The 23,779-nt window shown below is 66.2% G+C and carries 22 protein-coding genes and 1 pseudogene; 15 read left to right on the top strand and 8 right to left on the bottom strand.

Annotation, left to right across the window (positions count from 1 at the left end):
* Positions 1 to 78 precede the first annotated feature (78 nt).
* Entirely contained in the window at positions 79 to 825 is a 747-nt protein-coding gene (locus AC07Y0_RS20440; protein WP_498679496.1) for a sulfite exporter TauE/SafE family protein, read from the bottom strand.
* A gap of 258 nt (positions 826 to 1,083) precedes the next feature.
* Between AC07Y0_RS20440 and rplS the strand changes: the two genes are divergently transcribed.
* From rplS to AC07Y0_RS20500, 12 genes are all read left to right on the top strand, one after another.
* A complete protein-coding gene (rplS, locus tag AC07Y0_RS20445) occupies positions 1,084 to 1,632 on the top strand; it encodes a 50S ribosomal protein L19 (protein ID WP_498679497.1) in 549 nt (182 codons plus the stop codon).
* Between the two features lie 158 nt (positions 1,633 to 1,790).
* Entirely contained in the window at positions 1,791 to 2,183 is a 393-nt protein-coding gene (locus tag AC07Y0_RS20450) for a DUF2946 family protein (protein WP_498679498.1), read from the top strand.
* Between the two features lie 103 nt (positions 2,184 to 2,286).
* A complete protein-coding gene (locus AC07Y0_RS20455) occupies positions 2,287 to 2,973 on the top strand; it encodes a Crp/Fnr family transcriptional regulator (RefSeq protein WP_498679499.1) in 687 nt (228 codons plus the stop codon).
* Positions 2,974 to 2,980: 7 nt separating this feature from the next.
* Complete coding sequence (locus tag AC07Y0_RS20460; protein ID WP_498679500.1) at positions 2,981 to 4,390, top strand: PepSY-associated TM helix domain-containing protein; 1,410 nt, start codon at positions 2,981 to 2,983, stop codon at positions 4,388 to 4,390.
* 73 nt (positions 4,391 to 4,463) lie between these two features.
* Positions 4,464 to 5,567: an ABC transporter substrate-binding protein gene (locus AC07Y0_RS20465; protein WP_498679501.1), complete on the top strand. Its 1,104-nt coding sequence runs from the start codon at positions 4,464 to 4,466 to the stop codon at positions 5,565 to 5,567.
* Positions 5,564 to 6,628, top strand: a complete 1,065-nt coding sequence (locus AC07Y0_RS20470; RefSeq protein ID WP_498679502.1) for a FecCD family ABC transporter permease — start codon at positions 5,564 to 5,566, stop codon at positions 6,626 to 6,628. The genes AC07Y0_RS20465 and AC07Y0_RS20470 overlap by 4 nt, the downstream gene beginning before the upstream one ends.
* Positions 6,625 to 7,383 (top strand): ABC transporter ATP-binding protein, encoded by a 759-nt coding sequence (locus AC07Y0_RS20475; RefSeq protein ID WP_498679503.1) that lies wholly within the window; start codon positions 6,625 to 6,627, stop codon positions 7,381 to 7,383. The genes AC07Y0_RS20470 and AC07Y0_RS20475 overlap by 4 nt, the downstream gene beginning before the upstream one ends.
* Positions 7,384 to 7,560: 177 nt before the next feature.
* Entirely contained in the window at positions 7,561 to 8,358 is a 798-nt protein-coding gene (locus tag AC07Y0_RS20480) for a transporter substrate-binding domain-containing protein (protein ID WP_498679504.1), read from the top strand.
* 35 nt (positions 8,359 to 8,393) lie between these two features.
* Positions 8,394 to 9,221 (top strand): amino acid ABC transporter permease, encoded by an 828-nt coding sequence (locus AC07Y0_RS20485; RefSeq protein WP_498679505.1) that lies wholly within the window; start codon positions 8,394 to 8,396, stop codon positions 9,219 to 9,221.
* Positions 9,222 to 9,505: 284 nt separating this feature from the next.
* Positions 9,506 to 10,915 (top strand): 3-isopropylmalate dehydratase large subunit, encoded by a 1,410-nt coding sequence (leuC, locus tag AC07Y0_RS20490; RefSeq protein WP_498679506.1) that lies wholly within the window; start codon positions 9,506 to 9,508, stop codon positions 10,913 to 10,915.
* 433 nt (positions 10,916 to 11,348) lie between these two features.
* Positions 11,349 to 12,179 carry an EamA family transporter gene (locus AC07Y0_RS20495; protein ID WP_454748090.1) on the top strand — a complete coding sequence of 277 codons (831 nt, stop codon included), beginning with the start codon at positions 11,349 to 11,351 and terminating at the stop codon, positions 12,177 to 12,179.
* Positions 12,180 to 12,255: 76 nt separating this feature from the next.
* Positions 12,256 to 12,804, top strand: coding sequence for a SixA phosphatase family protein (locus AC07Y0_RS20500; protein ID WP_498679507.1), 549 nt, complete (start codon positions 12,256 to 12,258; stop codon positions 12,802 to 12,804).
* 12 nt (positions 12,805 to 12,816) lie between these two features.
* On the opposite strand, the gene AC07Y0_RS20505 is transcribed toward AC07Y0_RS20500, so the two are convergent.
* Positions 12,817 to 13,365, bottom strand: a complete 549-nt coding sequence (locus AC07Y0_RS20505; protein WP_498679508.1) for a L,D-transpeptidase family protein — start codon at positions 13,363 to 13,365, stop codon at positions 12,817 to 12,819.
* A gap of 102 nt (positions 13,366 to 13,467) precedes the next feature.
* On the opposite strand from AC07Y0_RS20505, the gene AC07Y0_RS20510 reads away from it, so the two are divergent.
* Both AC07Y0_RS20510 and AC07Y0_RS20515 read left to right on the top strand, forming a co-directional pair.
* The gene (locus AC07Y0_RS20510; protein WP_498679509.1) at positions 13,468 to 14,151 is read left to right on the top strand and encodes a response regulator transcription factor; all 684 of its coding nucleotides are present in this window, start codon (positions 13,468 to 13,470) and stop codon (positions 14,149 to 14,151) included.
* Positions 14,152 to 14,167: 16 nt separating this feature from the next.
* A complete protein-coding gene (locus AC07Y0_RS20515) occupies positions 14,168 to 14,623 on the top strand; it encodes a Crp/Fnr family transcriptional regulator (RefSeq protein ID WP_498679510.1) in 456 nt (151 codons plus the stop codon).
* A gap of 15 nt (positions 14,624 to 14,638) precedes the next feature.
* Here the strand turns inward: AC07Y0_RS20515 and AC07Y0_RS20520 are convergent, their stop codons facing one another.
* The 6 genes from AC07Y0_RS20520 to tesB all read right to left on the bottom strand — a co-directional run bounded on the left by AC07Y0_RS20520 (position 14,639) and on the right by tesB (position 22,169).
* A complete protein-coding gene (locus AC07Y0_RS20520; RefSeq protein ID WP_498679511.1) occupies positions 14,639 to 15,442 on the bottom strand; it encodes an exodeoxyribonuclease III in 804 nt (267 codons plus the stop codon).
* Positions 15,443 to 15,553: 111 nt separating this feature from the next.
* Positions 15,554 to 16,228, bottom strand: a complete 675-nt coding sequence (locus AC07Y0_RS20525) for an outer membrane lipoprotein carrier protein LolA (RefSeq protein WP_498679512.1) — start codon at positions 16,226 to 16,228, stop codon at positions 15,554 to 15,556.
* A gap of 109 nt (positions 16,229 to 16,337) precedes the next feature.
* A complete protein-coding gene (locus AC07Y0_RS20530) occupies positions 16,338 to 19,025 on the bottom strand; it encodes a DNA translocase FtsK (protein WP_498679513.1) in 2,688 nt (895 codons plus the stop codon).
* A 244-nt stretch (positions 19,026 to 19,269) separates the two neighbouring features.
* Positions 19,270 to 20,694 (bottom strand): ammonium transporter, encoded by a 1,425-nt coding sequence (locus AC07Y0_RS20535; RefSeq protein ID WP_498679514.1) that lies wholly within the window; start codon positions 20,692 to 20,694, stop codon positions 19,270 to 19,272.
* 27 nt (positions 20,695 to 20,721) lie between these two features.
* Positions 20,722 to 21,060: a P-II family nitrogen regulator gene (locus tag AC07Y0_RS20540; RefSeq protein ID WP_498679515.1), complete on the bottom strand. Its 339-nt coding sequence runs from the start codon at positions 21,058 to 21,060 to the stop codon at positions 20,722 to 20,724.
* Positions 21,061 to 21,284: 224 nt separating this feature from the next.
* Positions 21,285 to 22,169 carry an acyl-CoA thioesterase II gene (gene tesB, locus AC07Y0_RS20545; protein WP_498679516.1) on the bottom strand — a complete coding sequence of 295 codons (885 nt, stop codon included), beginning with the start codon at positions 22,167 to 22,169 and terminating at the stop codon, positions 21,285 to 21,287.
* Positions 22,170 to 22,251: 82 nt separating this feature from the next.
* Here tesB and AC07Y0_RS20550 point away from each other — a divergent pair.
* Positions 22,252 to 23,469, top strand: a pseudogene (locus AC07Y0_RS20550) (ubiquinone biosynthesis hydroxylase); the annotation flags it as partial.
* Between the last annotated feature and the right edge of the window lie 310 nt (positions 23,470 to 23,779).

Consider the following 23,779-nt stretch of genomic DNA (forward strand, 5'->3'; position numbering starts at 1 on the left):
TGCCCTTCGCTTGGGCTCAGGGCGTTCGTCATTCGAAACGATTCGCTGGATCGTTTCGTCGGCTTCGCCGACCATTCCTCACCCCGTGACGAAATAGTAGATCGCAAGGCCGAGGCCGGCGGCCACCACGAGCCAGCGCAGCAGGGCCTGGGGCACGCGGCGGGCGATCGCCACTCCGGCATAGCCGCCCAAAGCCACGGCCGGCACCATGATCGCCGCATGCAGCCAGGAGACCGCGCCGGCGGTCGAAAAGACGATGATGGCGACGGCGGCAATGACGATCGACAGGAAATTCTTGAGCGCGTTGAGCCGGTGATAGTCGCCGCCGCTGGCAAGTCCGAGCGAGGCGAGCATCATGATGCCCATGCCGGCGCCGAAGAAGCCGCCGTAAAACGAGGTGACGGCCTGCAGGGCGAGGCCGAGCGGAGTGGCCGGGTGACTTTGACCAGCGTTTTTCGGGCGAAGTTTCGGTCCGGCGGCGAAGACGGCGGTGGCGGCGATCAGAAGCCAGGGCACCATGGCGCGGAAGGCCGGGTTGGACAGGGCGATCAGGAACAGCGCGCCGCCGAGCGCGCCGAGCGCCGACACCAGGCCGAGGATCAGCGCGCTCCTCCACAGACCGGAAAATTCGCGGCGATAGGCGAGCGTCGAGGTGATGTAGCCGGGGAACTGGGTGATCGACGAGGTGGCGTTGGCGGCGATCGGCGGCAGGCCGGCCAGAGTCATGGCGCCGAAGGTCAGGAAGGTGCCGCCGCCGGCGATGGCATTGACGACGCCGGAGAGGAAGCCGGCGACGAACAGCAGGACAATGGTGGCGATCGACATGTTGAGCTTTCCCCGGTGGTCGAGAACGGTTATTCGTTCACGCCCCGGACCGCAATGGCGGCGATCGGAGAAAAATGTGCGGCAAGGGATGACAAACGCCGGGCTTTGGTGTATTGGCCGCGTCGGAAATGGGCCCAGCCCGTCTGCCACAAACAAAGAGCATGCGTATCCGCTCGCGCCTGACAAGGCAAAATCCGGAGGCTTTGACCGATGGATGCAAGAGCGCTCTGGCTGTTTCAGAAGAACTAGAGGTTAGACATGAACATCATTCAGCAACTGGAAGCCGAACAGGCTGCCAAGATCGAAGCCAAGCGCGGCGCACCGCTGCCGAAGTTCGAAGCCGGCGACACCGTACGCGTCAACGTGCGCGTCACGGAAGGTAACCGTACCCGCGTGCAGGCCTATGAAGGCGTCTGCATCGCCCGTTCCGGCGGCGGCATCAACGAAAGCTTCACCGTTCGCAAGATCTCCTACGGCGAAGGCGTCGAGCGCGTGTTCCCGGTCTACTCGCCGCTGGTCGAAAGCGTCGAAATCGTTCGCCGCGGTAAGGTCCGTCGCGCCAAGCTCTACTACCTGCGCGATCGTCGCGGCAAGTCGGCTCGTATCGTCGAGAACACCGGCACCCGCGCCCGCAAGCTGAACGACGCCGAACGCGCCGCCGTTGCCGAGGAAAAGGCACGCCTGGAAGCTGAAAAGGTCGCAGCAGCCCAGGCTCTGGCCGCCGAAAAGGCAGCCGCTGAAGCCAAGGCCGCCGCAGAAGCTGCAGCCGCTGCCGAAGCTGCACCGGCCGAAGGCGCCGCAGAATAAGATTTCCCGTCACGGGATTTCGGACAAGGCGGCCTTCGGGCCGCCTTTTTCGTTTCTTGGCCCCAGAGGCGGCCCGGGTGCGGCGCTGGGGCGCGGGTGGGCGGCCTTGCGAGGCTTCGCGCGGACTGCTACCAGTTGCCTCGTTGAGGGGACTTCGAATGCGCCGTTCGGGATCGACATTGCCGGTCGTGGTGCGCGCCTTGTGCGTGATCGCGCTGCTTGCCGTCGGTTTTTCCCATCGCGCTCCGTCCTTCGCCTCCCCTGCTCTTTCCGCCGCGGAAGTCGCGGCCATGACGCTGCCCGACGGCAGCGTGCCGGAGCTCTGCCTGCCCGGCGACATGGACGACGGCAAGGCGCAATCGGGCTTCAACCACTGCGAGGCCTGCCTCATCTCCGCCTCGGTGCTGTTGCCTGCGCCTGCGGACCTCACCGGCAAGCGCCTTGCCGTGGCCGTCGACGTGCTGCTTCCGCCGCGCGTGGAAGCCTTCTATCGCCAGCTCTTCCCCCCCAATGCCGCACCCCGTGCGCCGCCCCATCCGGCCCTTGCCTGAGCCCGGTTGCGTGAGCGAGGCATCGCTTGCGTCCGGAATCATTCATCGAGGCCGGTAGAGACGCATCCCGCATGCGCAACCGGCCGAAACGCCGGATTTCGTCATGCTGCAATTCACGCTCAAGGCTGCGGGCGAGCGCGCCCTGCCGCCACACCTGCTTTCCGACAAGACCGGGCGGCGCCACGGCGCCAACGCCCTGCACCTCCCGCCCCGCAGCACCGTCTTTCTCCAGGGGTACGGCCGCGCGCCGCAGTCCCGGGTGCTCGATGGCTGCGTCGCCCTTTCCCAGTCGCTGCCCGACGGACGGCGGCAGATCATCGACATGGTCGGACCCGGGCGCCTGCTCGGCATCGGCGTGGGCGAGCACAACCGCTGCTCGGCCGACACGCTGAGCTATGTCACGCTCGAGCCGGTCGGCGAGGTCGATCACCGCGATCTCGAGCAGGCGCTCGAAGAGATGGTGCTGCGGGCACAGGCACACGCGACGCTGCTCGGCCGCAAGACCGCGCCCGAGCGGGTCGCTTCCGCCATCCTCGACCTGGCCGGCCAGTTCGTCCGCCCTTCGCGAAGCAAGCGCGAGACGGTCTGCTTCAACCTTCACCCGACGCGGGGCGAACTCGCCGACTGGCTCGGCCTGACGGTGGAAACAGTCAGCCGCTGCTTCACCCGCCTCAAGCGCGCCGGGCTGATCGAATTCCGCCACCCCGAAATCGTCACCCTGCTGCAGCCCCAGGCGCTCGCCGACATCGCCGCGGGCAACAGGGCCATCGACAACATCAACCCCGTGTGAGGACACCATGACGATCGTATCGGACACCCGAGCGACGCCGGCATCCGGCGCGCTGACCCGACGTTTCTACAACACCGCCTGGCGCTGGCACTTCTATGCCGGGCTCTATGTCGCCCCCTTCCTCATCATGCTGGCCGTCACCGGTCTGATCATGCTGTGGTCCGCCGTACTGGTCGGGCGTGATGGGGAGAAGGCCTTCACCGTCACGCCGGCGGCGAGCCAGGTACTTGTCTCGCAGCAGGCCGAGGCGGCCCTTGCGGCCGTGCCGGGCAGCAGCCTCGTGCAGTATATCGCGCCGCGCACGCCCGAAGGTGCGGCCGTGTTTCGCGTCTCAGTCGGCGAGGCAGCGACCATGGTCGCCGCCGACCCCTATACCGGTCAGGCGCTCGGCAGCTGGGAGCGGCGTAACGCTCTCTATGACCTCGCCGACACGATCCACGGCACGCTCCTGATCGGCGACGTCGGCGACAGGCTGATCGAGATCGCCGCCGGCTTCGGCGTGGTCCTGATCGTGACCGGCCTCTATCTCTGGTGGCCGCGGGACGACCGGGGATTTTCCGGGGTACTCGTACCGCAGCTTTCGGCACGCGGCCGCGCGCTGTGGAAGTCGCTGCACAGGACCGTCGGCTTCTATGCCTCGATCATTCTCCTGGTCTTCCTCGTCTCCGGGCTGACCTGGGCCGGGATCTGGGGCGAGAAATTCACCCAGGCCTGGAGCACCTTCCCGACGGAGAAATGGGACAATGTGCCCCTGTCTGACGCGACGCATGCCTCGATGAACCACGGCGGCATCAAGGAAGTGCCGTGGACGCTCGAGCAGACGCCGATGCCGGCATCCGGTTCGCAGGCCGGTGCTGCGGGCCTGCCTGAAGGGCAGGCCGCCGATCTCGACGGCGTCGTCGCCTTTGCCCGCGCGATCGGCTTCGACCAGCGCTTCCAGCTCTCCTTTCCCGCCGACGGCACCGGGGTCTGGTCGATCTCGCGCGACACGATGAGCAATGACAGCGGCAATCCGATTTCCGACCGCACCGTGCATATCGACCGCTACACCGGCAAGGTTCTCGCCGATGTCGGATTCTCGGACTACGGCGCGGCCGGCAAGGCCATGGCCGTCGGCATCGCCTTTCACGAGGGCGACATGGGGCTCTGGAACGTGGCGCTGGTCACGCTGTTCTGCCTTTCGGTCATCTTCCTCTCGGTCAGCGGCATCGTGATGTGGTGGATGCGCCGGCCGAAGGGGGCTGCGCGCCTGTTCGCCCCGGTCAGCGAGCCGGGTCCGCTGTGGAAGACCGGTGCGATCGTCATGCTGGCGGTGGCACTGCTGTTTCCGCTGAGCGGCGCGGTGCTGATCGCCGTTCTCGCGCTCGACCTGCTGGTCATCCGCCATGTGAGGCCGTTGAAGCGCGCCATCGGCTGATGGCCGCCCGCGTCTCTCTCTTCCTGCCGGCGCGCCGCGAAAGCGGCCGCCAAATTACCCTGAAGGAAAAATCATGAAGAAACTGCTTGTCTCCGCCGCCATCGCGCTTGTCGCGCTTGCCGGCCAGGCCCTCGCCGAAATCAAGGTCACTGACGTCAAGGGCCGCGAGGTGACGCTGGAAAAACCGGCCGAGCGCGTCGTGCTCGGCTTCTACTACGAGGATTTCCTCGCCGTCGCCGGCCCGGGCGCGCTGGACAAGGTGGTCGCGCTGTCGCTGTCGACGTGGAAGGACTGGCGGCCGAACCAGTTCGCCGCCTATGAGAAGGCGCTGCCGAAGCTTTCCTTGATCCCGGATGTCGGCAATACGGAGGACGGGACCTTCTCCATTGAAAAGGTGATCGCCGCCAAGCCGGATCTCGTCATCCTCGCCGCCTGGTCCTATGACGCGCTCGGCGGAGGGGTGAAGCAGATCGAGGCCGCCGGCATTCCGGTCGTCACGCTCGACTACAATGCCCAGACGGTCGAGAAGCACGTGCTCTCCACCGAGGTGCTCGGCAAGGTGATGGGGGCCGAGGACCGCGCCACCAAGCTCGCCGACAACTACAAGACAGCCATGGCCGACATCGACGCGCGCATCAAGGCGGCTGGACCGACGACCAAGAAGGTCTATGTCGAGCTTGCCCAGAAGGGCGCAGCCGAGGTCGGCAATTCCTACGGCAACGGCATGTGGGGTTCGCTGATCGACAGCCTCGGCGGCACCAACATCGCCAAGGGGCAGGTGGAGAACTGGGGGCCGCTCAGCCCGGAATACGTGCTGGCGCAGAAGCCCGACCTGATCTTCCTGGCCGGCTCAGAATGGGTCAACAAGCCGCTGTCCGTGCAGGTCGGCTTCGGCGCCGATCCGAAGCTGACGCGCGAGCGCATGGAAGCCTATCTCGGTCGCCCGGGCTGGTCGGAGCTTCCGGCCGTACAGCATGGCGGCGTTCACGCGATCTATCACGGCGGTGCCCGCACGCTGTCGGACTATGTCTATGCGCAGTACATCGCCAAGCAGCTCTATCCGGAGGCGTTCAAGGACGTCGACCCGGCCGCCAACATCCGCAGCTATTACGACACCTGGCTGCCGATCAAGGTGGACGGCGTGTTCGTGCTGCCGTACGAAGCCGCGGGCCAATGACCGCGATCACCAGCGACATGCAAGGCCTGCGCGACGGTTATCGTCGCGCAGGCTCGCGTCGGGTGGCCGCCCTGCTCGCCGCCGCGGCCTTTCTTCTCGCCCTCATGCTGCTCGATCTCACGACCGGCCCGTCCGGCATGCCGCTCACGGACGTCTGGCAGGGATTGCGGGCCGGGCCGAACGGCGATGACAGGATGACGGCGACGATCCTCTGGCAATTGCGCATGCCGCAGACCGTCATGGGCATGCTGGTCGGCGCCTGCCTCGGCCTTGCCGGCCTGCAGATGCAGACGATCCTGGCCAATCCGCTGGCGAGCCCGTTCACGCTCGGCTTTTCCGCCGCGGCCGGCTTCGGGGCGGCGCTCGGCATCATGTTCGGCGAGCTGATCCCGCTGCCGTCCTTCGTCGTCGTGCCGGCCATGGCGTTCGCCATGACGCTCGTCGCCTGCGGGCTCGTCTACTTCATCGCCCGCCTGCGCGGGGCGAGCCCGGAAATCCTCGTTCTCGGCGGCATCGCCGTTTTGTTCTTCTTCCAGTCGCTGCAGTCGCTGCTGCAGTTTCTCGCCTCGCCGGAAGTGTTGCAGCAGATCGTCTTCTGGCTGTTCGGCAGCCTGCTCAAGGCGAGCTGGACCAGCGTGGCGGTGACGGGCGCGATCCTCATTGTCTGCCTTCCACTGGTGCTGCGCAGTTGCTGGGCACTGACGACGCTCAGGCTCGGCGACGCCAATGCCCGGAGCCTCGGCCTGTCGGTCGAACATGTTCGCCGTGAGGCCTTCCTGATTGTCGCCGTGCTGACGGCCGGAGCCGTCTGCTTCGTCGGCACGATCGGCTTCGTCGGGCTGATCGCGCCGCATGTGGCGCGCACGCTGGTCGGCGAGGATCACCGCTACGCCCTGCCGCTCTCGGCCGTCACCGGGGGGATCATCCTGGTCGGCGCCTCGGTGTTCGGCAAGTTCATCTCTCCCGCGGCCGTCATCCCGGTCGGCATCATCACCGCTGTCGCCGGCGTGCCCATGCTGTTTGCCGTGATCGCCCGGCGTGGCGGAAAGGGGATCGCATGACGGAACGGCTGACCCTTGAGCAAGTCGGCGTGCGGCGGGGCGGCACCCGCATTCTTCACGACGTCAGCGCCTCGCTCGCGCCCGGGCAGATCGTCGGGCTGGTGGGACCGAACGGCGCCGGCAAGTCGACGCTGCTCAATGCCATTGCCGGCCTTGCGCCCTACGATGGCGATATCGCCTGGGGCGGGCGGCGGGTCGATATCCGTGCGATCGGCTTCATGCCGCAGCAGTGCCAGGTGCGGGCCGAGCTTTCGGTGCTCGAAGTCTTGCTGCTCGGGCGCCATGAGACGCTGGGCTGGCGGGTCGGGGACGCGGTTCTGCAGGCGGCCTCCGACATGCTGGAGCGCTTCGGCATCGCCGAGCTGGCCGGACGGGCGATGCAGACCCTTTCCGGCGGCCAGCAGCAGCTCGTGCTGCTGGCGCAGCGGCTGTTGCGCGAGCCCAGGCTATTGCTGCTCGACGAGGCGACGAGCGCGCTGGACATCCGCCACCAGATGCGGGTGTTCGACCTGCTCGGCACTTACGTCGCCCGCACCGGGGCGCTGGTGCTGATCGCCATCCACGATCTCAACCTCGCCGCCCGGCACAGCGACAGCGTTCTCCTGCTCAATGGCGGAAGGCTCGAGGGAATGGGCGTCTTCGAGGAGATCGTCACGCCGGAGGCGCTGCGCACCGTCTACGGCATCGAGGCGGAGGTGCTGTCGTGCCGGAACGGCCGGCCCGTCGTCGTGCCGCATGCGAGCGCAGACCGGTAGGCGCGGGGGATGAAACGGGTCCCGGAGACCGGCGCCGGGCCTCGGGAAACGAATCTCCGAGCCGTCACGCCGGCTGCACTTTTCTTCCCGGCGCGCCGGCGGATTGGCAAGCGCCATCCCTTGCCAGCGCCGAACAAATCGTGACACTCTCGGCGGCCACATCTTCAGGAGAATACCATGCCGTCCAGACGCGCTCTTCTCGCCGGGCTCGCAGCCCTCGTCGTCGCGCCCTTTTCCGCCCTTGCCGCCGACCTGCCGGATCTCGGCGGCAAGACGGTCGTCGTCGTCACCGAAAACGCCTATCCGCCGCTGCAGTTCGTCGACCCGAAGAGCGGCAAGGCGATCGGCTGGGAATATGACGCGATGGACGAGATCGCCAAGCGGCTGAACTTCAAGGTCGAATACCAGAACACCTCGTGGGATGCGATGATCCAGGCGGTGTCCGACGGCCAGTACAATATCGGCATGACCGGCATCACCATCAAAGAGGACCGCAAGGAAAAGATCGACTTCTCCGACCCCTATATGCGCTCCGAACAGTTCATGCTGGTGCGCGGCGACGAGACCCGTTTTGCCGACGGCAAGAGCTTCGCCGCGGTCGAGGATGCGCTGGTCGGCGCCCAGCCGGGCACCACGCCCTTCTACACCGCCGTCTACGAGGTGCTGGACGGCAACGAGGCCAATCCGCGCATCAAGCTGTTCGAAACCTTCGGCGCCACCGTGCAGGCCCTCAAGGCCGGCGACGTCGACGTCGTCCTGACCGACGGCACGGCCGGCAAGGGCTATGTCGACGCTTCGAACGGCGGGCTGAAGCTGGTCGGCGGGCCGCTCGGCTCGGAGGATTTCGGCTTCATCTTCACCAAGGGCTCCGACCTTGTGGCGCCCGTCAATGCGGCGATCGCCGCGATGAAGGCCGACGGCACGCTCGACGCGCTCAACAAGAAATGGTTCCTCGACTACAAGATGGGCGAGTGATCCTTGATGCATGCTGATGTGGGCGCGAGGCGCTGATGGGTTTCCAGACGCTTCCGTCCAGTGACGACAAGGGCGACCGGCCGTGGTGGCTGGCCGCCCTCGTTCTGATCGGCCTGGTGCTGGCCGCCGTCATCGCCTTCAACGATCTCTATGCCCAGGTCTTCACCGTCGTCGGCAAGGGCGTGTTCGTCACCATCTTCGTGACGCTCGTTGCCTTCTTCCTCGCCACGCTGCTCGGGCTCGGCATCGCGCTGCTCGGCCTGTCGAACAGCCTGGTGCTGCGCCAGACGGCGCGCTTCTATGTCGAGGTGATCCGCGGCATTCCGATCCTGGTTCTTTTGTTCTACATCGCATTTGTCGGCGCACCGGCCTTCGTCGCGCTCTACAATCTGGCGATCTCCCCGCTCGTGTCGCTGGGCTGGCTCGAACCGATGGTGGTGCGCGACCTGTCGCTGATGTGGCGGGCGATCATCGCGCTGATGATCGGCTATTCCTCCTTCATCGCCGAGATCTTTCGCGCCGGCTTCCAGTCGGTCGAGAAGGGACAGATCGAGGCGGCGATGTCGCTCGGGCTCAACCGCTACCAGCGCTTCCGGCTGATCGTCTTTCCCCAGGCGATCCGGGTGATCTTCCCGCCGCTGTCGAACGATTTCGTGGCGATGGTGAAGGATTCCTCGCTCGTCTCGGTGCTGGGCGTCGCCGACGTGACGCAGATGGCCAAGGTCTATGCCGCCGGCTCCTTCCGCTTCTTCGAGACCTATTCGATCGTCACCTATGTCTACCTGGTGCTGACCATCGGCCTGTCGCTGGTGCTCAGGCGCCTGGAGATCCGGATGCGCGAGCACGGCAGCGGCGACCGATGACGGGCTCGGCCGGTGGATGGGGCCCGGGTCCCTCTTCGGCTTGCCTGCGGCAAAATCATTGCCGGGCGGGGGCAAAACTGCTATGAGGCCGGCCATGGGATCGAAATTCGGATGTCTCGCGCCTGATATCTACGTGCTGCAGGACCACAAGCGTCTGCCGGCACGCTTTTTCGCGCGCGTCTCCGGGGCGCTCATCAGCCTGCTAGGCTAAGCGTCCGTCATCGGCGCCGCCCCGCGGCGTCCTGCCCGCATTCCATTTTCAAAACTCAGACGGATCTTCAGCCATGAGCGCACCCCGGACCCTCTACGACAAGATTTTCGACGACCACCTGGTCGACCGCCAGGAAGACGGCACCTGTCTTCTCTACATCGACCGCCACCTCGTCCACGAAGTGACGAGCCCGCAGGCGTTCGAAGGCCTGCGCATGGCGCACCGCACCGTGCATGCGCCGCAGAAGACGCTCGCCGTCGTCGACCACAACGTGCCGACCACGCCCGATCGCCATACCGGCATCAAGAACGAGGAAAGCCGCATCCAGGTCGAGGCGCTGGCCAACAACGCCGCCGAGTTCGGCGTGGAATACTATTCCGAGAACGACAAGCGTCAGGGCATCGTGCACATCGTCGGCCCCGAGCAGGGCTTCACGCTGCCCGGCATGACCATCGTCTGCGGCGACAGCCACACCTCGACGCACGGCGCCTTCGGTGCCTTGGCGCATGGCATCGGCACGTCGGAAGTCGAGCATGTGCTCGCCACCCAGACGCTGATCCAGTCGAAGGCGAAGAACATGCTGGTGCGCGTCGACGGGAAGCTCCCGGACGGCGTCACCGCCAAGGACATCATCCTCGCCATCATCGGCGAGATCGGCACGGCCGGTGGCACCGGCCACGTCATCGAATTCGCCGGCGAGGCGATCCGTGCGCTCTCCATGGAGGGCCGCATGACGGTCTGCAACATGACGATCGAGGGCGGTGCCCGCGCCGGCCTGATCGCCCCGGACGAAAAGACCTTCGCCTACATCAAGGACAAGCCGCGCGCCCCGAAGGGCGAGGCCTGGGACCAGGCGGTCGCCTACTGGAAGACGCTCCACACCGACGAGGGCGCGCATTTCGACAAGGTCGTCGTGCTCGACGCCGCCAACCTGCCGCCGATCGTCTCCTGGGGCTCCTCGCCGGAAGACGTAGTGTCGATCGAGGGCGTCGTGCCGAACCCGGACGAGATCGCCGACGAGAACAAGCGCGTCTCGAAGTGGCGGGCGCTCGACTATATGGGCCTGAAGCCGGGCACGAAGATGACCGACATCGCCATCGACCGCGTGTTCATCGGTTCGTGCACCAATGGCCGCATCGAGGACCTGCGCGCCGCCGCCAAGGTGCTCGAAGGCCGCCATGTCGCGCCGACCGTGTCCGCCATGGTCGTGCCGGGCTCGGGTCTGGTCAAGGAACAGGCGGAAGCCGAAGGCCTCGACAAGATCTTCAAGGACGCGGGCTTCGAATGGCGCGAGCCGGGCTGCTCGATGTGCCTCGCCATGAACGACGACCGGCTGAAGCCGGGCGAGCGCTGCGCCTCGACCTCGAACCGCAACTTCGAGGGCCGTCAGGGCTACAAGGGCCGCACCCATCTGGTGTCGCCGGCCATGGCTGCGGCGGCTGCCGTCGCCGGCCACTTCGTCGACATCCGCAAGTGGAAATAAGCGCCGTTCGCGCCACAGCCTGAAAAGACCAAGCCGCCGGCCTTCCTGCCGGCGGCTTTTTTGTGCCTGATCGCCGGCGGCGCCGTAGCCTTCGGCGCCACCGGCGCCTTACGCCCGCGGCTGCCCTCATGCTGAGGTGCCCGAGCAGAGCGAGGGCCTCGAAGCATCCCTTTGTTTGCGCTGACATGGACCCCGCCCGCCCTCGCCCTTCGAGGGTCGCTGGCGCTCCCACCTCAGGGTGAGGGCTGACCGTTTGCCGCGTTTTCGATATGCCGCGTGAGGGCCGCCGGCGTGATCGGCGATTGCAAAGCGTGGCAAGGTGGCTATCGTCCGGCCGTCATAAAACCGTCATAAAAGTCCCGCGCCCGATGCCCTCTCCGTTCCAAGCCGCCTCGCGCCTGTATCTCTCCTATCGACCGCAGGCGGTGCGGCCGTGAGTGCGATCGCCGTCGGGCTGGCGCTGGTCGCGGCCATCCTGCATGCCAGCTGGAACGCCTTCCTGCGCAATGGCGCCGACCGGCTGTGGTCGGTGACGGTGATGAGCCTGGCCGGCACGCTGATCGCCCTGCCCTTCGTGCTCTATTTCCCGCTGCCGGGGGCAGACGCGTGGGTCTATATCCTCCTGTCGTCGCTGCTGCAGGTGGGCTACAGCCTGTTCCTCGTCGCCGCCTACCGGCACGGCGAACTGGGCCAGGTCTATCCGATCGTGCGCGGCACGGTGCCGCTGCTGGTGACGCTCGGCGGTTTCCTGTTCTTCGGCGAGATCCTCGGACCCTTCCAGACGCTCGGCGTCGTGCTGGTGGCGGCCGGCATCATGAGCCTTTCGCTCGGCAAGGCGAGGGCGGGCAACGCCTCCCTGCTCTTCGCGCTGGCCACCGGGCTGATCATAGCCTGCTATTCAACAGTGGATTCCAAGGGCGTGCGGCTGGTGGCGCAGCCAGTGGCCTATGCCATGTGGGTGCTCTTTCTCTACGGGTTGATGCTGACCGTGACCTATGCCGTGATCCGGCGCGGCCTTGCCATCGACATGCGCTCGCCGACGACCTGGAAGGCCTTCGGCGGCGGGGTGGTGGCGCTCGCCGCCTATGGGCTGGTGGTGGTCGCCTATTCCTTTGCGCCGGCCGGCCTGGTGACGGCGGTACGCGAGACGAGCGTGGTCTTCGCCGTGCTCATCGGCGCCTTCTTCCTCGGCGAGCGGCTGACGGCGCGCCGGCTCGCCGCCTGCGTCATCGTCGCTGTTGGCGCGATCTGCGTTAGCCTCTAGAATGACCGCGCACCGGCTGTCGTGCCGGTCGTCCATCCATTGTTTCATGTGAATCACCGTCCGGGAGGCCGCCGCCATGCCGTCGAAACCGCAGGATAACGGCGAAGCCGGGGGCCTGCGCCTGCTGCTGCTGCGGCATGCCAAGTCGGCCTGGCCGGAGGGCGTGGCCGACGAACAGCGCCCGCTGAACGGCCGGGGCCGCACCGCCGCCCGGCTGATCGGCGACTATCTGGCAGAGGCCAAGCTGATCCCCGACCTCGCCCTCGTCTCGACGGCGCGCCGCACGCAGGAAACCTGGGCGCTGGTGCGCGAACGACTGCCGCGGAAACCCGAGATGCGCATGGTCGCCGAACTCTATGCCGCGAGCCCCGGGCAGATCCTCGACGTGCTGCAGGCGGTCGAGCCGGCCGCCCGAACCGTACTGATCCTCGCCCACAATCCGGGCATGCAGGATCTGGCCCTGGCGCTGACGGGCGGCGGCGATGCGGCTTCGCGGGAAAGCATGGCGGCGAAATATCCGACCGCGGGGCTGGCGGTCATCGACTTTCCGGCGGCGCAATGGCGCGATGTCGGCCGGGGCATGGGGCGGCTCGAACGCTTCGTCACGCCCAAGGCGCTCGGCTGAACGGCTGGCCTCTCACAGAACCGTAAGTACGGTCTGGTCGCTAAGGTATGGCAGGAGCCGGCGCATGTCGGCTGGCGAAAGCGCGACGCAGCCTTCGGTCGGCGCGTAGTCACGACGGGCAATGTGGAAGAAGATCGCCGAGCCGCAGCCGCGGCGGCGCGAACGAAAATTCCAGTCCAACACGATACAGACGTCGTAGAGGCGGTCGTCGCGCATCAACCTCTCGTGGCTCGCGGCAAAGGGGGCGGAGACCGGACGGTTGTAGGCGGGGTGGCCCGGCGCGTCGCACCAGAGCATGTCGTTCCGGATGCGCCGCATCGGCAGGCTGGTCGCAAGGGCGCCCATGCGGTCGCCGCGACGATAGGCGGAAATCAGCCGCATCGTGGCGCGCGGCGTCGCGCCGTCGCCCTCGCGCTTGGTGCTGGTGATACCGGAACGGCCGATCGCGGCGCGCAGGCGCAGCGGCCCGTATTGCAGGATCGCCTCGGTCGCGTTGCCCGGGGCCCGCCGCACGACGATCCGGCCCTGCTTCCTGTGGGATTTCTCGGTTGTTTTTCGCACGGAGGTCACGAGATTTTGCTTTGCCTGTGAAGTTCGGTGTATTCATAGCACTTCGAACCGGCGCGCCAAGACGAGCGGCACGAACGAAAACAGGAAGATCTCATGACAGTGCGGACCATTCTCCTGGTGGATGACGACAAAGACCTGCGCGAGACGCTGGTCGAGCAGCTGTCGCTCTACGAGGAATTCACGCTCACCGAGGCCGACACCGCGGCCAAGGGCCTGCAGGCGGCGCGCAGCGGCCAGGTGGACCTGTTGATCATGGATGTCGGGCTTCCCGACATGGACGGGCGCGAAGCGGTCAAGCTGCTGCGCAAGGGCGGCTTCAAGGCGCCGGTGATCATGCTGACCGGACACGATACCGATTCGGACACGATTCTCGGGCTGGAAGCCGGCGCCAACGACTATGTCACCAAGCCCTTCCGCTTCGCCGTGCTGCTTGCCCGCATCCGCGCGCAGCTGCGCCAGCACGAGCAGAGCGAGGACGCGACCTTCGGCGTCGGGCCGTACCTGTTCAAGCCGAGCCAGAAGCTGCTCACCACGGAAGAGGGGAAGAAGATCCGGCTGACCGAGAAGGAAGCGGCGATCATCCGCTATCTCTATCGCGCCGGGCAGAAGGTGGTGACGCGCGACGTGCTTCTGGAAGAGGTCTGGGGCTATAATTCCGGGGTCACCACGCATACGCTGGAGACCCATGTCTATCGCCTGCGCCAGAAGATCGAGCGCGATCCGTCCAATGCCGAGATCCTGGTCACCGAAAACGGCGGCTACAAGATCGTTCCCTGACTATCGGAGTTCCTCCATGGCGCTTGCCGACGATATCGACCTTCTGGCCAAGGTGCCCCTGTTTGCCGGGCTTTCGCCCGACCAGCTGCGGCTGATCGCGTTTGGCGCCGAGCACCGGCCGGTGGGCAAGGGGCAGGCGCTGTTTCGCGAGAAGTCGCCGGCCGAATGCGCCTATGTCGTGACGAGGGGTGCGTTCGAGCTTTCGACGCTGGCACGCGGCGGCAAGACCAAGGTGGAGGGCGTGGCCGGACCGGGCGTGATGCTGTCCGAGCTGGCGCTCGTCAGCATGGTCGAGCGCAAATTCACGGCGGTGGCGCTCGAGGACGGCGACGTGATCCGCATCACGCGCGCCCTGTTCCACCGGCTGCTCGAGGAATACCCGGACATGGCCGTGGTGGTCGAGGGCCGCATCCGCGCGGCGATCGGCAGCCTGATCGACGGCGCGGCGGCGATGGCCGGCCGTTTCGAATAGGACCCGCCCCTTTCCTCAGAGCGAGAAGCGGGCGGTGACGGGCACGTGGTCGGACGGCCGATCCCAGCCGCGCGCGTCCTTGAGGATCTCGATGGTGCGCAGGTGTTCGGTCAGGTCCGGCGAGGACCAGACATGGTCGAGGCGCCGGCCGCGGTCGGCGGCGGCCCAGTCCTTGGCGCGATAGCTCCACCAGGTGTAGAGCTTCTGGTCGGCCGGCACGTGGTGGCGCATCAGGTCGACCCAGCCGCCCTCGCGCATGACTTCCAGCAGGCCCTCGGTCTCGACCGGTGTGTGGCTGATGATCTTCAGCATCTGCTTGTGCGACCAGACGTCGTTTTCCAGCGGCGCGATGTTGAGGTCGCCGACCAGGATGGCCGAGACGCCGGGTTCGGCGCCGGCCTTCAAGTCGCGCATTTCGCGGATGAAGTCGAGCTTGTGGCCGAATTTCGGGTTGATCGCGCGGTCCGGCTCGTCGCCGCCGGCCGGCACGTAGAAGTTATGGATGCGGATGCGCCGACCGCCCCATTCGAAGATCGCCGAGATGTGGCGCGAATCGCCGACGCCGCAATAGTCCTGGCGATGGTCCTCGGTTAAGGGGAAGCGCGAGGCGATCGCCACACCGTGATAGCCCTTCTGGCCGTGCAGGATGATGTTGTCGTAGCCAAGCGCCCTCAGCGCATCGGCCGGGAACTCGTCGTTCTGGCACTTGATCTCCTGCAGGCAGAGGATGTCCGGCCTGGCGCCCTTCAGGAAATCCTCGACCAGCGGCAGGCGCAGCCTGACCGAGTTGATGTTCCAGGTGGTGATCGAAAGGTCCATGCCGTCTGCTCCCGCTTTGTCTGCAGACTTAGGCAATTTCCCGGGGCCTGAACAGCCAAAGGGCGCCCCTGCTGTCAGCGGGGCGCCCTTTCTCCACAGGGGAGGTCTTGATCAGCGCTTCTGGCCGTGCACGTCGGCGTAGGGGATCTCGAAGACGCTCGGATCGAGCTGCACGCCGTTCTGGACGTTGAAGATCATCACGGACGTGTCCTTGGCCTGGACGTCGGTGATCGTCCACTGACGCAGGTCGAAGGTCTTGGGGTCGAACATCAGGGTGATGGTCGAATCGCCGAAGATGGTCTTGTCGCCGAGCACGATGGTGGTGAGGTCCGCCTCCTGCTTGACGTCGCGCACCATCTTGTTGCCGAGGTCGATCTTTTCCGACAAAAGCAGGCTGAGCGGCGTCTTCGACAGCGGGTAGAGATCCCAGGTCTTCAGCTTCACATTGCCGATGACGACATTCTTGCCGTCGGCGATGACGCGCATCGGCGAGGGCTTGTCATAGTTGAAGCGCAGCTTGCCGGGGCGCTGGATGAAGAACTTGCCGCCGGTCTGTTCGCCGCGGGGACCGAACTGGACGAATTCGCCCATCATCGTCTTCACCGAGGAGAAATGGTCGGCGATCTTCTGCGCCGCGACGGGATCGGCGGCGGCCATGGCGGCCTGGGGCAGGGCTGCGAGCGCGAGGCCGGCAGCGGCGCCGGCAACGAACCGGCGGCGCGTGGTGGACGCCGGAAGGCCCGCCAGGCGTTCGATAGTGTGTTCAGTCATCCGGAACTCCTTCATATGGTGCCCTGCATCGCCGAAGAAGACGGCGTCTTCATGGCCGAGCGGGCGAAACGCGGTGCGACCATCGGGCGCGCCAGGCAGGCAACGCCCCGGCGGGCCGCTTGGTTCACCGCTCGATGATGTCGGCTTCGGTCGGCACGAGGATCTCGCGCTTGCCGGCGTGGTTCGCCGCACTGATGATCCCTTCCTTCTCCATGCGTTCGATCAGCGAGGCGGCGCGGTTGTAGCCGATGCCGAGACGGCGCTGGACGTAGGAGGTCGAAGCCTTGCCGTCGCGCAGGACGATCGCCACGGCCTGGTCGTAAGGGTCGTCCGAATCACCGAGGTTGGACGTGCCGACGGGGCCGCCGCCATCCTCGTCTTCATCATCGTCGACGGTGATCGCTTCCAGATATTGGGGCGATCCCTGCGTCTTCAAGTAGGCGACGATCTCCTCGACTTCCGTGTCGGAGACGAAGGGGCCGTGGACACGCTGGATGCGGCCGCCGCCGGCCATGTAGAGCATGTCGCCCATGCCGAGCAGCTGTTCGGCGCCCTGTTCGCCGAGAATGGTGCGGCTGTCGATCTTGGAGGTGACCTGGAACGAGATGCGGGTCGGGAAATTGGCCTTGATCGTGCCGGTGATGACGTCGACCGAGGGACGCTGGGTCGCCATGATGACGTGGATGCCGGCGGCGCGGGCCATCTGGGCCAGCCGCTGCACGGCGCCTTCGATGTCCTTGCCGGCGACCATCATCAGGTCGGCCATTTCGTCGATGATGACGACGATATAGGGGATCGGCTGGAGGTCGAACTCCTCTGTCTCGTAGATCGCCTCGCCGGTCTGGCGGTCGAAGCCGGTCTGGACGGTGCGGGTGAGGACCTCGCCCTTGGCCAGCGCCTGCTCGACGCGGCTGTTGAAGCCGTCGATGTTGCGCACGCCGATCTTCGACATCTTCTTGTAGCGCTCTTCCATCTCGCGCACCGTCCACTTGAGCGCGACAACGGCCTTCTTCGGGTCGGTGACGACCGGCGAGAGCAGGTGCGGAATGCCGTCATAGACGGAGAGTTCGAGCATTTTCGGGTCGATCATGATGAGCCGGCATTTCTCCGGCGACAGCCGGTAGAGCAGCGACAGGATCATGGTGTTGATGGCGACCGACTTGCCCGAGCCGGTGGTGCCGGCGACGAGCAGGTGGGGCATCTTGGCGAGGTCGGCGATGACCGGTTCGCCGCCGATGGTCTTGCCGAGCGCCATGGCGAGCTTGGCCTTGTTGCCGTCGAAGTCGCGGCTGCCGATCAGTTCGCGCAGATAGACGGTTTCGCGCGTCTGGTTCGGCAGTTCGATGCCGATCGCGTTGCGGCCAGGCACGACGGCGACGCGGGCGGCGATGGCGCTCATCGAGCGGGCGATGTCGTCGGCCAGGCCGATGACGCGCGACGACTTGATGCCGGGTGCCGGCTCGAGTTCGTAAAGGGTGACGACCGGGCCGGGACGGACCTGGATGATCTCGCCCTTGACGCCGAAATCCTCCAGCACGCCTTCCAGCATGCGGGCATTCTGTTCCAGCGCGTCTGCCGAAAGGGTGGCGTCGCGGGCAATCGCCTTGGGCTCGGTCAGCAGGTGGACCGAGGGGAGCTGGAAGCCCTCGGGCTTCAGCAGCATGCCCTGGGCGTCGCGCTCGACGCGGGCGCCGGGCTTCGGACGCGCGGCGGGTGCCACGACCCGCGGCGAGGCGGCGGCGCGGGGGGAGCCGGTGACCGGCGAGGGCGTCCAGCCGCCGTCGTCGGGCAGGATGCCGGCCGGGCGGGGCATCCCGTCGAGGTCGAAGGGCTGGTCGTCGTCGAAATCGTCGTCGATATCGCCGGAGATCGGCGGCGGCGAGACGATATGGCGGGAGGGCGGGGCGACCCGGGATGCGGCAAAGGGTGCTGCGTCGAGCGACGGTTCCCGGCGCTCGAGCGCGGTCGGGGCCTTCGGCCGCACCGGCTCGTTCAGCGTGCCGAACTCGTCCTCGTTGAAATCATAGGGCTGTTCGAAACGGCGGCTGCGCTCCTTCGGCTTCAGGCCGAGCAGGCGGCGGGCGCGGGCTCTCAGCGTATACCAGTTGTGGGCGAAGGCGCCCAGCGCAAGCGCGATCGGACCTTCGCGATCGTCCTCTTCGTCGTCCTCCGCCGGACGGGCTGCGGGCTTGCGGCGCTCGGCCGGGGCGATCTCGTCCGCATCGCCGTCGATGCTCTCGCGGCCGATCAGGCCGGAGGCAAACAGCAGCAACCAGGCGGCCGGCAGGGCGAGCAGCGCCCCGAGGATCATGGAGAAGGTGCCGGTGGGATAGGAGCCGATGAACAGGCCGGGGAAACGCAGGATCATGTCGCCGAAGACCCCGCCGATGCCGTTGGGGATCGGCCAGGTGGTGGGCGGCGGGAAGCAGCCGACCACGGCCGAGGCGACGATCGAGCCGACGGCCCAGGCGCCGAGGCGCGCGGGAACGCGCGACAGCGGGCGGCCGGTGATCAGCGCCAGCGACCAGGCGAGTACCGGCAGCAGCGCCAGAAGGCTCGAAAGGCCGAAGAATTGCAGCATGATGTCGGAAAAGACCGCGCCGCCATAGCCGAGAATGTTGGTCGGTTCGTTGGCGGTGGCGTAGGAGAGGCTCGGATCGGCGACGTTCCAGCTGGCCAGCGCCGCGACCGCCAGCACGAGGCCGAGGAAAAGCACGATGCCCAGCAGCGCCAGCAGTTGGCGAACCACGAACGCGCTGAGCGCGAAGCGGCCGGGCTGTTCCTCCATCGCTGCGGAATTGCCTCTGTTCATCTGTCTGCCCATCCGTGTGCCTGCATGCTGCCCGAAGTCGGCCGGACGCGCGAATGCGCCCGACCATGGCTCTTCGGCACAGTACATGCGCGAGGGTTAATGGCGCATTAACCATGGCGTCGCGCGCGCGGGCCGGCGCGAGGCATAAAAAAACCCGGACCGTGAGGTCCGGGCGAGTCCGGCGCACCTTTCGGTGGCCGCAACGGGTGGAGGGCCGCGCCGGCGAACCGGCGCGGCGAAGGGCTCAGGAGTGGTAGGCTGCTTCGCCGTGCGAGGCGAGGTCGAGACCTTCGCGCTCGGCTTCGACCGGGACGCGCAGGCCGACGATCACGTCGACGATCTTGTAGAGGATCGCCGAGCCGACGCCCGACCAGACCAGGGTGACGAGAACGCCCTTGAACTGGTTGAAGACCTGGGTGGCGGTGCCGGCGTAGGTAGCAGCGAAGTCGGCGGTCGAGTAGTCGACAATGCCTGCGCCACCGAGGGCCGGATTGACGAATACGCCGGTCAGGAGGGCACCGATGATGCCGCCGATGCAGTGAACGCCGAAAACGTCGGCAGTGTCGTCATAGCCGAACTTGTTCTTCACCGTGGAGACGAAGAAGTAGCAGGCCGGCGAGACGATCAGGCCCATGACGATCGCGCCCATCGGGCCGACGAAGCCGGCGGCAGGGGTGATGACGACGAGGCCGGCGACCGCGCCCGATGCGGCACCCAGCATCGATGCCTTGCCACGGGTGAAGGTCTCGATGATGGCCCAGGAGACGATCGCGGCGGCGGTGGCGACGAAGGTGTTGATCATGGCGAGGGCGGCATAGCCGTTCGATTCCAGGTTGGAACCGGCGTTGAAGCCGAACCAGCCGACCCACAGCAGGGAAGCGCCGACCATGGTGAGCGTCATCGAGTGCGGAGCCATCATGTCCTTGCCGTAACCGGTGCGCTTGCCGACCATGAGGGCGCCGACCAGACCAGCGATGCCTGCATTGATATGAACGACGGTGCCGCCGGCGAAGTCGATCGCGCCGAAGCCGAAGATCAGGCCGGCCGGGTCGGCATAGGCGCTCGGACCACCCCAGAACCAGACCATGTGCGCGATCGGGAAGTAGATGAAGGTGAGCCACAGGATGGTGAAGAGAATCACGGCGGAGAACTTCACGCGCTCGGCGAAGGCGCCGATGATGAGGCCGGGGGTGATGGCGGCAAAGGTCATCTGGAAGATGACGAAGGTCAGTTCCGGAATGACGACGCCCTTCGAGAAGGTCTCAACGGTCGTCGAGGTCGTGACGCCAGCGAGGAAGAGCTTGGAAAAGCCGCCGAAAAAGGCGTTCATCCCGCCGCCGGCGGTGAAGGCGACGGTGTAGCCATAGGTCACCCACAAGAGCATGGCGACGGCCGCGATCATCATCACCTGCATGGCGACCGAGAGCATGTTCTTGCTGCGCACAAGGCCGCCGTAGAACAGGGCAAGGCCCGGGACAGTCATCAACAGAACCAGGGCCGACGAGATCAGCATCCAGGTGGTGTCGCCCTTGTCCGGAACCGGAACGGCGGCAACAGCTTCGGCAGCGGCCGGGGCGGCTTCCTGCGCGAAGGCGACGACCGGCGCCAGCAACGCTGCCGACGCGGCGCCAAGGCGCACGAAATGTGAATTCAACTTAGAAAGTGACATCAGTAACAACTCCCCTAACAGCCGTTCTTACAGAGCTTCAGAATTGGTTTCGCCGGTGCGGATGCGCACCGCCTGGTCGATCGAGTAGACGAAGATCTTGCCGTCGCCGATCTGGCCGGTCTTGGCGGACGTGGCGATCGCCTCAACCGCCTTGTCCGCGAGTTCGGACGAGACGGCGATCTCGATCTTCAATTTCGGCAGAAAGCTCACCGCGTATTCGGTGCCGCGATAGATCTCGGTGTGCCCCTTCTGGCGGCCGTAACCCTTCACTTCGGTCACGGTCAGGCCCTGAATGCCAACAGCCGTGAGGGCTTCGCGCACCTCATCCAGCTTGAACGGCTTGATGATGGCCATCACAATCTTCATCTGGTTCCCATCCTTTGCTTGTCCTCGGCCCCAGCCGACTCTCCTGCCCCCGGCGAGAGAAAACGCCGAGCGACTGCAGAGCTACATTCAAAGTATGTGCCAGTTGGAAGTGGTCTAATAAGTTATTGAAATCTAAAGACTATAGGGAGGCGATCTAATAAATGTGCATTTGATCGGCGGATAATCGCACAAAAAATGAGCAAATTTGGCAAAATGTTCAGATTTTAGGCGTCTGCCCTTTTGCGGATCAGCCCTTCCTGGGCAACCGAGGCGACGAGGGTGCCGTCACGGCCGTAGATGCTGCCGCGGGTCATGCCGCGGGCCCCGGACGCGCTCGGGCTGTCCTGAGTATAGAGCAGCCAGTCGTCGAGCTTCGAGGGGCGGTGGAACCACATGGCGTGGTCGAGGCTGGCGGGCTGGATTTCCGGATTGAAGATCGAGGTTCCGTGCGGATAGAGCGAGGTGTCGAGCAGGGTCATGTCGGAGAGATAGGCCAGCACCGCCGACTGGTAGTGGCGGTCGTCCGGAACCGGGCCCGTGGTGCGGACCCAGATATGCGCATTGGGCTCGAGCTTCTCGTCGCTGATATAGTGGGTGAGCGATACCGGGCGGATCTCGATCGGGCGCTCGCGGCCCCAGTAGCGCTTCACCGTCTCCGGCGCCTGGGCGAGGAAGACCTCGCGGAATTCGGCCTCGCCCATCAGTTCCTCGGGCTGCGGCACCTTGGGGATCACCATCTGGTGGTCGTAGCCCGGTTCCTCGATCTGGAACGAGCAGGACATGGCGAAGATGGTCTTGCCGTGCTGCACGGCGACGACGCGGCGGGTGGTGAAGCTCGAGCCGTCGCGGGTGCGCTCGACCTGGAAGATGATCGGCACCGAGGGGTCGCCGGGGCGGACGAAATAGGCGTGCAGGGAGTGGACGTGGCGGTCGCTGTCGACGCAGCACTGCGCCGCCATCAGCGCCTGGGCGATCACCTGGCCGCCGAAAACCCGCTGCCAGCCATTCTGCGGGCTCATGCCGCGAAACAGGTTCTCCTCGAGCTTCTCGACGTTCAGCGTCTCGATCAGCCGATCCATGGTGCTCGGTTTTTCGCTCGATTTCGACATGTTTGCACGGCTCCGGCTGTAGGAACTAGTTCAAGGCTGATCTATATAGGAGCAAGGATATGCACAAGGGCAAAGGAAGTTCGCCATGCTGGATTTGCTGATCGTCGGTGGTGGCTATGTCGGCCTGTCGGTCGCCGTCGCAGTCAAGCAGGCAGCGCCGCATCTCACCGTCGAGGTGATCGAGGCGGCGCCGGAAAACGCCTGGAAGAAGGATCCGCGCGCCTCGGCGATCATCGCCGCGGCGTCCAAGATGCTCGAGGTGTTCGGCATCTGGGACCGCATCGAACCCGAAGCGCAGCCGATCACGAAGATGATCGTCACCGATTCCAGGACCTCCGATCCGGTTCGCCCGGTCTTCCTCACCTTCGACGGCGCGGTGGAGGAGGGACGGCCCTTCGCCCACATGATCCCCAATGTCGCCATGGTCGGCGCGCTGCGCGAGGTCTGCGAGGCTTTGGGCATCCGGATCCGCCACGGCGTGCGGGCGACCGGGTTCAGGAACCTGGGGCCGGCGGCGGAGCTGACCTTGTCGGACGGCAGCGTGCTGTCGACGCGCCTCGTCGTCGCCTGCGACGGGGTGCGCTCCAAGCTGCGCGACATGGCCGGCATCAAGACGGTCACCTGGGACTACGGCCAGTCGGGCATCGTCACGACGGTCGAGCACGAGCGGCCGCACGAGGGCTGCGCCGAGGAACATTTCCTTCCCTCCGGCCCGTTCGCCATCCTGCCGCTCAAGGGCAACCGCTCGTCGCTGGTCTGGACGGAGCGCACGGCGGACGCCGACCGGCTGGTGGCCGCGGACGACCTGGTGTTCGAGGAGGAACTGGAACGCCGCTTCGGCCACAAGCTCGGCCCGATCCGCGCGACCGGCGACCGGCGCGCCTTTCCGCTCGGCCTGACGCTGGCGCGCGCCTTCGTCGCCCCGCGCATCGCGCTGGCCGGCGACGCGGCGCACGGCATCCACCCGATCTCCGGCCAGGGGCTCAATCTCGGCTTCAAGGACGTTGCGGCGCTGGCCGAAACGATCGTCGAGGCCGACCGGCTGGGGCTCGACATCGGCGATCTCACCGTGCTGGAGCGTTACCAGACCTGGCGCCGCTTCGATACGTTCCGCATGGGCGTCACCACCGACGTGCTGAACCGGTTGTTCTCCAACGATTTCACGCCGCTGAGAGTGATGCGCGACGTCGGCCTCGGCCTGGTCGACCGGCTGCCGGGGCTGAAATCCTATTTCATCCGCGAGGCCGCGGGCACCGGCGACGGCGGCCGGCCGAAGCTTCTGGCCGGCGAGACGATCTGAGGCGGAGATGTCGTTGGATATGGCGAGAGGTGTTCCTGCCGTTCCGCCGCGAAGCCCCTTCTGAAGCAGCGACATTCGGCGCCGTTTGCCCCTCATCCGCCTGCCGGCACCTCTGCCGGCCCTTCGCTTGGGCTCAGGGCGTTCGTCATTCGAAACGATTCGCTGGATCGTTTCGTCGGCTTCGCCGACCATTCCTCACCCCCATAAACGGGGAGAAGGAACAAGCGGCACCGCCGTGACGCCACCGCTGACGTCGCACCCGTGGCGTCCACAACGCTGGCCGTCCCCTCTCCCCGCTTGCGGGGAGAGG

Source organism: Allorhizobium sp. GW101-3B10 (genome assembly GCF_059424725.1).

Bases quoted from the DNA above. Each gene is read 5' to 3' on its own strand.
- AC07Y0_RS20510 (WP_498679509.1), top strand. From the start codon at position 13,468: ATGACAGTGCGGACCATTCTCCTGGTGGATGACGACAAAGACCTGCGC.
- AC07Y0_RS20475 (WP_498679503.1), top strand. From the start codon at position 6,625: ATGACGGAACGGCTGACCCTTGAGCAAGTCGGCGTGCGGCGGGGCGGC.
- AC07Y0_RS20460 (WP_498679500.1), top strand. From the start codon at position 2,981: ATGACGATCGTATCGGACACCCGAGCGACGCCGGCATCCGGCGCGCTG.
- AC07Y0_RS20515 (WP_498679510.1), top strand. From the start codon at position 14,168: ATGGCGCTTGCCGACGATATCGACCTTCTGGCCAAGGTGCCCCTGTTT.
- AC07Y0_RS20500 (WP_498679507.1), top strand. From the start codon at position 12,256: ATGCCGTCGAAACCGCAGGATAACGGCGAAGCCGGGGGCCTGCGCCTG.
- AC07Y0_RS20480 (WP_498679504.1), top strand. From the start codon at position 7,561: ATGCCGTCCAGACGCGCTCTTCTCGCCGGGCTCGCAGCCCTCGTCGTC.
- AC07Y0_RS20540 (WP_498679515.1), bottom strand. From the start codon at position 21,060: ATGAAGATTGTGATGGCCATCATCAAGCCGTTCAAGCTGGATGAGGTG.
- rplS (WP_498679497.1), top strand. From the start codon at position 1,084: ATGAACATCATTCAGCAACTGGAAGCCGAACAGGCTGCCAAGATCGAA.
- AC07Y0_RS20440 (WP_498679496.1), bottom strand. From the start codon at position 825: ATGTCGATCGCCACCATTGTCCTGCTGTTCGTCGCCGGCTTCCTCTCC.
- AC07Y0_RS20455 (WP_498679499.1), top strand. From the start codon at position 2,287: ATGCTGCAATTCACGCTCAAGGCTGCGGGCGAGCGCGCCCTGCCGCCA.
- tesB (WP_498679516.1), bottom strand. From the start codon at position 22,169: ATGTCGAAATCGAGCGAAAAACCGAGCACCATGGATCGGCTGATCGAG.
- AC07Y0_RS20525 (WP_498679512.1), bottom strand. From the start codon at position 16,228: ATGAAGGAGTTCCGGATGACTGAACACACTATCGAACGCCTGGCGGGC.
- AC07Y0_RS20470 (WP_498679502.1), top strand. From the start codon at position 5,564: ATGACCGCGATCACCAGCGACATGCAAGGCCTGCGCGACGGTTATCGT.
- AC07Y0_RS20535 (WP_498679514.1), bottom strand. From the start codon at position 20,694: ATGTCACTTTCTAAGTTGAATTCACATTTCGTGCGCCTTGGCGCCGCG.
- AC07Y0_RS20485 (WP_498679505.1), top strand. From the start codon at position 8,394: ATGGGTTTCCAGACGCTTCCGTCCAGTGACGACAAGGGCGACCGGCCG.
- AC07Y0_RS20450 (WP_498679498.1), top strand. From the start codon at position 1,791: ATGCGCCGTTCGGGATCGACATTGCCGGTCGTGGTGCGCGCCTTGTGC.
- AC07Y0_RS20465 (WP_498679501.1), top strand. From the start codon at position 4,464: ATGAAGAAACTGCTTGTCTCCGCCGCCATCGCGCTTGTCGCGCTTGCC.
- AC07Y0_RS20530 (WP_498679513.1), bottom strand. From the start codon at position 19,025: ATGAACAGAGGCAATTCCGCAGCGATGGAGGAACAGCCCGGCCGCTTC.
- leuC (WP_498679506.1), top strand. From the start codon at position 9,506: ATGAGCGCACCCCGGACCCTCTACGACAAGATTTTCGACGACCACCTG.
- AC07Y0_RS20520 (WP_498679511.1), bottom strand. From the start codon at position 15,442: ATGGACCTTTCGATCACCACCTGGAACATCAACTCGGTCAGGCTGCGC.